The sequence below is a fragment of the Olleya sp. UBA1516 genome, from assembly GCF_002323495.1.
Lineage (GTDB): Bacteria > Bacteroidota > Bacteroidia > Flavobacteriales > Flavobacteriaceae > Olleya.
Genome location: NZ_DCQO01000020.1, coordinates 306829 through 314165 on the forward strand (window position 1 = coordinate 306829; position 7337 = coordinate 314165).

The window sequence follows — 7337 nt, forward strand, 5'->3', positions numbered from 1 at the left end:
TTTTTGTATCTTCGTGAAGCTTAAAATTAAACTAATACACATTTACATTTATGTCAAATTCACCAAAAATTATATATACAATTACAGATGAAGCACCAGCTTTAGCAACGCGTTCATTTTTACCAATCGTTAAAGCATTTACAGCCTCTTCTGGAATTGGATTAGAAACTAAAGACATATCATTAGCAGCACGTATTTTAGCAGTTTTTCCTGATTTTTTAACGGAAGATCAACGTGTATCTGATGATTTAGCTTATTTAGGAGAATTAGCAAAAACTCCAGAAGCTAATATTATTAAATTACCAAACATTAGTGCTTCTGTACCACAACTTAAGGCTGCAATTAAAGAGCTGCAAGCTAAAGGTTTTGCTATACCTAATTACCCAGAAGAAGTAACTAATGATAAAGAAAAAGATGCTAAATCACGTTACGATAAAATTAAAGGTAGTGCTGTAAATCCAGTATTACGTGAAGGTAACTCTGATAGACGTGCACCAAAAGCTGTAAAAAATTACGCTAAGAAAAACCCACACTCAATGGGAGCTTGGTCAAAAGATTCAAAATCACATGTCGCAACTATGACTGAAGGTGATTTTGCACATAACGAAAAATCTGTAACATTAGATAATGCTACAACTATCAAAATTGTACACACAGATGCCTCTGGAAATGAAACCATTTTAAAAGATAATTTAGGATTATTAAAAGGTGAAATTATTGATGGAACTGTATTAAGTAAAAAAGCACTACTTACATTTTTAGAAGCACAAATTAAAGATGCTAAAGATAAAGGTGTATTGTTTTCTTTACACATGAAAGCAACAATGATGAAGGTCTCTGACCCAATTATTTTTGGTCATGCTGTTCGTGTATTTTTTAAAAACGTATTTGATAAACACAGTGCTACTTTTGAAAAAATTGGTGTAGATGTTAATAATGGATTTGGAAACTTATTAAGTAACCTAAACGAATTACCAGAGTCAGAACGCAATGCTATATTAGCAGATATTGATGCTGCCTATAAAGCAAATCCTGCTTTAGCTATGGTAGATAGTGATAAAGGCATTACAAACTTACATGTACCAAGTGATGTTATTATAGACGCATCAATGCCAGCAATGATTAGAAATTCTGGTCAAATGTGGAATGCAGATGGTAAATCTCAAGACACTAAAGCAGTAATTCCTGATAGTAGTTATGCTGGAATTTACACAGCAACTATTGACTTTTGTAGAGAAAACGGAGCATTTGACCCAACAACAATGGGAACAGTACCAAACGTTGGATTAATGGCTCAAAAAGCTGAAGAATACGGATCACATGACAAAACTTTTGAAATTGATGCAGATGGTAAAGTAGAGGTTATTGATACTGACGGAAATGTATTAATTTCTCACAACGTGGAAGCTGGAGACATTTGGAGAATGTGTCAAGTTAAAGATGCACCAATCCAAGACTGGGTTAAATTAGCGGTAACTCGTGCTAGAGCATCACAAACTCCTGCTGTTTTCTGGTTAGACGAAAATAGAGCACACGATGCAGAATTAATCAAAAAAGTAAATACTTATTTAAAAGATCACGATACAGAAGGTTTAGAACTTCATATTTTATCTCCAATTAAAGCAACACAGTTTACTTTAAAACGCGTAAAAGCTGGAGAAGATACAATCTCTGTTTCAGGAAATGTATTACGTGATTACTTAACAGATTTATTTCCTATTTTAGAATTGGGTACATCTGCAAAAATGTTGTCTATCGTACCATTAATGAATGGTGGAGGTTTATTTGAAACTGGTGCTGGAGGATCTGCTCCAAAACACGTACAACAATTTATTGAAGAAAATCACTTACGTTGGGATAGTTTAGGAGAATTTTTAGCTCTTGCAGTCTCTTTAGAGCATTTTAGCCAAGTTAATAATAATCCAAAAGCTAAAGTTTTAGGTGATGCACTAGATGATGCGACCGAGAAATTATTAGAAAACAAAAAAGGGCCTTCTAGAAAATCTGGAGAGATTGATAACAGAGGAAGCCACTTTTACTTAGCAATGTATTGGGCAGAAGCACTAGCAAACCAAGATAAGGATGCAGCATTAAAAGCACAATTTGCTCCAGTATCTTTAGCCTTTAAGGCAGAAGAAAAAGTAATAGTATCAGCATTAAGCGATATTCAAGGTGTTGCTGTAGATATTGAAGGTTACTATTCGCCAAACGAAGAATTAACAGCTAAAGCTATGCGACCAATTCAATTATTTAATGACTTGCTTAAAAGCATCTAAATAATAACTTTAATTATAAAAAAAAGCTTCCAAATGGAAGCTTTTTTTATTTTAACTAAAATTCACATTCAAAATGTTACCTATCTAACTATCATACTTTAAAATATTACAAACTATATTTAAATAAAGTTTAACACCTTAAAACAGAATATGTAAAGTTGCTTTTAGTTATTTTTACTAATCAAAATCAACCAATGAATTATATAAAAAATGGTATATTATTCTTGCTTTTAATTAGTAGCACACTAATTTTTGCTCAAGAAAAATTTACGCTAAGTGGTAAAATAATAGAAAGTGCCAGTAACGAAACATTAATAAGTGTTAATGTGATAGTACCTGAATTAAATACTGGAGCAGTCACAAATGAATATGGCTTCTACTCCATCACACTACCAAAAGGCACATACAAAGTTGTTGTATCCTATTTAGGTTTTTCTGATATATCAGAAACGATAATATTAGATAAAAATATAACCAAAAATTTTAGCTTAGAAGAGTCTTTTGAAAACTTAGACGAAGTAATTATTACTGAAAACATAGAAAAGCTTAATATTAAAAAGCCTCAAATGAGTGTTAACGCACTTAGTTCTGCTACCATTAAAGATATTCCGGTTGTTTTTGGAGAAGCAGACGTAATTAAAGCAATAACACTTCTACCAGGCGTTACTAATGCAGGAGAAGGATCTTCTGGTTTTAATGTACGTGGTGGAGCAGCAGATCAAAATCTTATTTTATTGGACGAGGCTACAGTATTTAACTCATCGCACTTATTTGGCTTCTTTTCTGTTTTTAATCCGGATGCCATTAAAGATATAAAATTATATAAAGGAGGAATTCCTGCACGTTATGGAGGACGCGTATCTTCAGTGTTAGATATTTATCAAAAAGAAGGAAACAGTAAAACGTTTAAAATGAATGGAGGAATAGGAATTGTATCTAGCAGAATACTTGCAGAAGGCCCTATAAAAAAAGACAAAGGTTCCTTTCTATTTGGTGGTCGTAGTAGTTATGCGCATTTATTTTTACCACTATTTGATATAGATAACAAAGCCTATTTTTACGATTTAAACACAAAATTAAGTTACGATTTAAATGACAATAACAGTATTTACCTTTCTGGTTATTTTGGACGAGATGTCTTTAGTATTACAGATAGTTTCGAAAACATTTATGGTAATACAGTAGTGAATTTTAGATGGAATCATTTATTCTCGGACAAATTATTCTCAAACATGTCTGTAATATATTCCGATTACTACTATGGTTTAAAACTAAATTTTGTCGAGTTTGATTGGAATTCAGGAATTCAAAATTTCAATTTTAAATACGATTTTAAACATTACGTTACTGATGGCTTTAAACTTCAATATGGTTTAAATAGTATCTACTATAAATTTAATCCAGGAGATATAAAACCATCTACACCAACTTCTGGAATAAATCCATTTAAATTAACAGATAAATATGCTTTTGAAAATGCAGTTTATGTTGATGCCGAACATAAACTATCAGATAAGTTAAACTTAAGCTATGGTTTACGTTTAAGCTCATTTTTACGATTAGGCCAAAATCAGTTAAATACGTACCAAAATGATCAAGCAGTAGTATTTAATAATGATTTTCAAATCTATCAAAAAGCAACTCCTACAGGTTCAGAAAGTTTTAGTAAAAGTGACGTTATAAAAAGTTTTGCAAACCTAGAGCCTAGAGCATCATTGGCTTACCAACTAAACGAAAATTCTTCTGTAAAAGCAAGCTATAATCGTATGTCACAATATCTACATTTATTATCAAATACATCCTCACCAACACCTTTAGATATTTGGACACCCAGTGGTAAGTATGTAAAACCACAATTATTAGATCAAGTCGCTGTAGGATATTTTAGAAGCTTTAATGATGATAATTATAGTTTAGAAATAGAAACATATTATAAAAAAATAAAAAACAGAATTGACTATATAGATGGTGCAGATTTAATTGCAAACGATGCTATAGAACAAATTATATTAAATGGAGAAGCCAGAGCTTATGGAATAGAGGTGCTTTTAAGAAAAAATGAAGGACGTTTTAAAGGTTGGTTAGCTTATACATTATCAAAATCAGAGCAAAAAACACCAGGTCGCACACCAACCGAAACAGGAATAAACAATGGTAATTGGTATAGTACAGCTTATGACAAAACACATGATATATCTATAACCACTAGCTATGACTGGTATAAAAAATGGAAATTAAATGCTAATTTTCTATTTCAAACAGGACAACCTACAACATATCCAAATGGTCAATATTCCTATAACGGTATAAATATACCAAGCTATAGCAGTCGTAATTCAAACAGATTGCCAGCATACCATCGTTTAGATTTATCAGCAAATTACACACCAAAACCAGATAAGACATCAGGATGGCAAAGCTATTGGGTCTTTGGGCTTTACAATGTATATAATCGTCGTAATGCAGCATCAATAACATTTGGAGAAAACAGAATGACAGGTACCAACGAAGCAACCAGATTATCAATATTTGGACTAATACCTTCTATATCCTACAATTTTAAATTTTAATAAAAAATGAAAAACGCATTATATATATTAATTGTATCACTATTCTTTAGTTGTGAAGATGTTATAGATTTAAAAGTACCTACATCAGACCCTAAATTAGTAATCGAGGCATCGTTAAATTGGTTTGAAGATTCAGATGGCTCAGAACAGCAGATAAAATTGACATTAACAGCTCCTTTTTTCGATAATCAAGTTCCTCCTGCTAATAACGCAACCGTATTTGTTGAAGACAGCAATAGTAATATTTTTACATTCTTGGAACAAGAAAATACAGGAATATACAAAACCAATTCATTCATTCCTGAACTAAACCAACAATATACCCTAACAATTATATATGACGATCAAACATACATAGGTACAGAAGTATTGACAAGCGTAACGCCAATAGAATATATAGAACAAAATAACGAAGGTGGTTTTTCTGGCGAAGATATAGAGCTTAAAGCCTTTTATACAGATCCTGCAAATATAGATAACTACTATTTTTTCGAATTCATATCAGACATTCCACAAATTCCAGTGCTAGAAGTATATGACGATCAATTTACTGATGGTAATCAAATTTTCGCATTCTATTCCGAAGAAGATTTAGAACCAACAGACATAGTTACCATAAATAATTATGGAGTATCCCAACAATTTTATCAATTTATGGATCTATTACTTCAACAAACTTCTGATAATGGTGGCGGACCATTTCAAGCACAACCAGCAACCGTTAGAGGAAACTGTATAAACATAACAAATCCAGATAATTTTCCTTTAGGCTATTTCAGAGTTTCACAAGCGTATCAATTTACTTATATTGTACAATAATTTTTTGGCGTTACCTCAAGGGTCGCGCTTTCGGCAGTCGCTCTCTGCGAGGAGCTCCAACAAATGCCTCAATCCCTAACGCAAACCAGTAGTACCATTTAAACTATGCAATTTACAAAAACAACAGAACAAGATTCCAATTACAATAATTTAGACAAAATGTCTATAAACGACCTATTAACAAACATAAATATAGAAGATCAAACTGTACCAACAGCAGTTAAAAAAGCGATTCCTCAAATTCAAGCATTAGTAGAACAAATCGTAATAAAAATGGAAAAAGGTGGCAGACTGTTTTATATTGGAGCAGGAACAAGTGGACGCCTAGGAGTTGTAGATGCATCAGAATGTCCTCCAACCTTTGGAGTATCATATGACGTAGTAATAGGTCTTATAGCTGGTGGAGATAAAGCAATAAGAGAAGCAGTTGAGTTTGCAGAGGACTCTACAACACAAGGATGGAAAGACCTAACAAAAAACAATGTAACAGATAAAGATGTCGTAATTGGTATTGCAGCATCAGGTACAACTCCCTATGTAATATCAGCACTTCATAAATGTAATTTAAAAGGTATTACAACTGGATGTATAACATCAAATAAGCAAAGTCCTTTAAGCTTAGCATCACAATTTCCAATAGAAGTAGTCGTAGGACCAGAATTTATAACGGGTAGTTCACGCATGAAAGCAGGTACAGCACAAAAACTAGTACTCAACATGATATCCACAACTACTATGATAAAACTTGGTAAGATAAAAGGAAACAAAATGGTAGACATGCAACTTAGTAATGACAAATTAGTGGATAGAGGTACAAAAATGATAATGTCAGAATTAAACCTAACCTATCCTGAAGCTGAAAGTTTATTACAAAAACATAAAAGTGTTAGAAACGCAATAAATAAGTATAACAATGGCAACTAAATCAACAGACAAAGATGTACTTGTAAAAGGAGTAAAACAAATGGCTATTGCAATGTTATTAATGTTTATTGGTCCAACCTTACTATATCTAGTATTAAGTAATAAGGATAAAGACTTCTATATTCCATTATTAATAATAGCTATATCAATATGTACATTAGCTGTATTTATAGCTTTTAAAGGAATAAATACAATCCTAGATAGTATTTTCAAAAGCAATAAAACTAAAAAACATTAAAATTAAATGATAAACAAAAATTCCAATAAACAGAAAGTATAATTTTCGTAATATACAAATCCAAAATATATTAAAGCCTTTAATTTTATTAAAGGCTTTTTATTTGAACATAATACCAACTTTACATTACAGCCAAATAATTTAAAAAAAATCAAAGAAACTGTTTTTAGATATATGATAAAGTCAACCATCATAAAACACTTATAAAATAAATAACCAAGTATTCTGTTACAAGATAAACTCCAATCCTAATCCTTTTAATATTAATTACCCTAATAATACTTGTAAACGTTCCAAACATAGATATGAAAATAAAAGATTTTCTAATTTAAACATTAAGTGATACCTATAAAGCAAATAGCATTTTTCGATTTATTTAATACTATACACCAATATCATATATTTATTTTTGCTTATATAATTTACAAAAGTAACTTAAGCGATATTCTTAAATTTAATTTTCCTCTACATCTTTTTGCTTATACCTTTTCCCTTTCGCCTATTTACTTT

The 7337-nt window shown here is 31.3% G+C and carries 5 protein-coding genes; all 5 read left to right on the top strand.

The genetic code is table 11. The features are described from left to right. Positions 1-50: 50 nt before the first annotated feature. Positions 51-2276: an NADP-dependent isocitrate dehydrogenase gene (locus B2989_RS13720; protein WP_292949488.1), complete on the top strand. Its 2226-nt coding sequence runs from the start codon at positions 51-53 to the stop codon at positions 2274-2276. Positions 2277-2470: 194 nt separating this feature from the next. Next, positions 2471-4846, top strand: a complete 2376-nt coding sequence (locus B2989_RS13725) for a TonB-dependent receptor (protein WP_292949490.1) — start codon at positions 2471-2473, stop codon at positions 4844-4846. A 6-nt stretch (positions 4847-4852) separates the two neighbouring features. Then, positions 4853-5665: a DUF4249 domain-containing protein gene (locus B2989_RS13730; protein ID WP_292949492.1), complete on the top strand. Its 813-nt coding sequence runs from the start codon at positions 4853-4855 to the stop codon at positions 5663-5665. A gap of 105 nt (positions 5666-5770) precedes the next feature. Continuing rightward, positions 5771-6589, top strand: coding sequence for an N-acetylmuramic acid 6-phosphate etherase (gene murQ, locus B2989_RS13735; RefSeq protein ID WP_292949494.1), 819 nt, complete (start codon positions 5771-5773; stop codon positions 6587-6589). Then, entirely contained in the window at positions 6579-6827 is a 249-nt protein-coding gene (locus tag B2989_RS13740; protein ID WP_292949496.1) for a DUF6095 family protein, read from the top strand. The genes murQ and B2989_RS13740 overlap by 11 nt, the downstream gene beginning before the upstream one ends. The last annotated feature ends 510 nt before the right edge of the window (positions 6828-7337 follow it).

Bases quoted from the DNA above. Each gene is read 5' to 3' on its own strand.
- B2989_RS13725 (WP_292949490.1), top strand. From the start codon at position 2,471: ATGAATTATATAAAAAATGGTATATTATTCTTGCTTTTAATTAGTAGC.
- B2989_RS13720 (WP_292949488.1), top strand. From the start codon at position 51: ATGTCAAATTCACCAAAAATTATATATACAATTACAGATGAAGCACCA.
- B2989_RS13730 (WP_292949492.1), top strand. From the start codon at position 4,853: ATGAAAAACGCATTATATATATTAATTGTATCACTATTCTTTAGTTGT.
- B2989_RS13740 (WP_292949496.1), top strand. From the start codon at position 6,579: ATGGCAACTAAATCAACAGACAAAGATGTACTTGTAAAAGGAGTAAAA.
- murQ (WP_292949494.1), top strand. From the start codon at position 5,771: ATGCAATTTACAAAAACAACAGAACAAGATTCCAATTACAATAATTTA.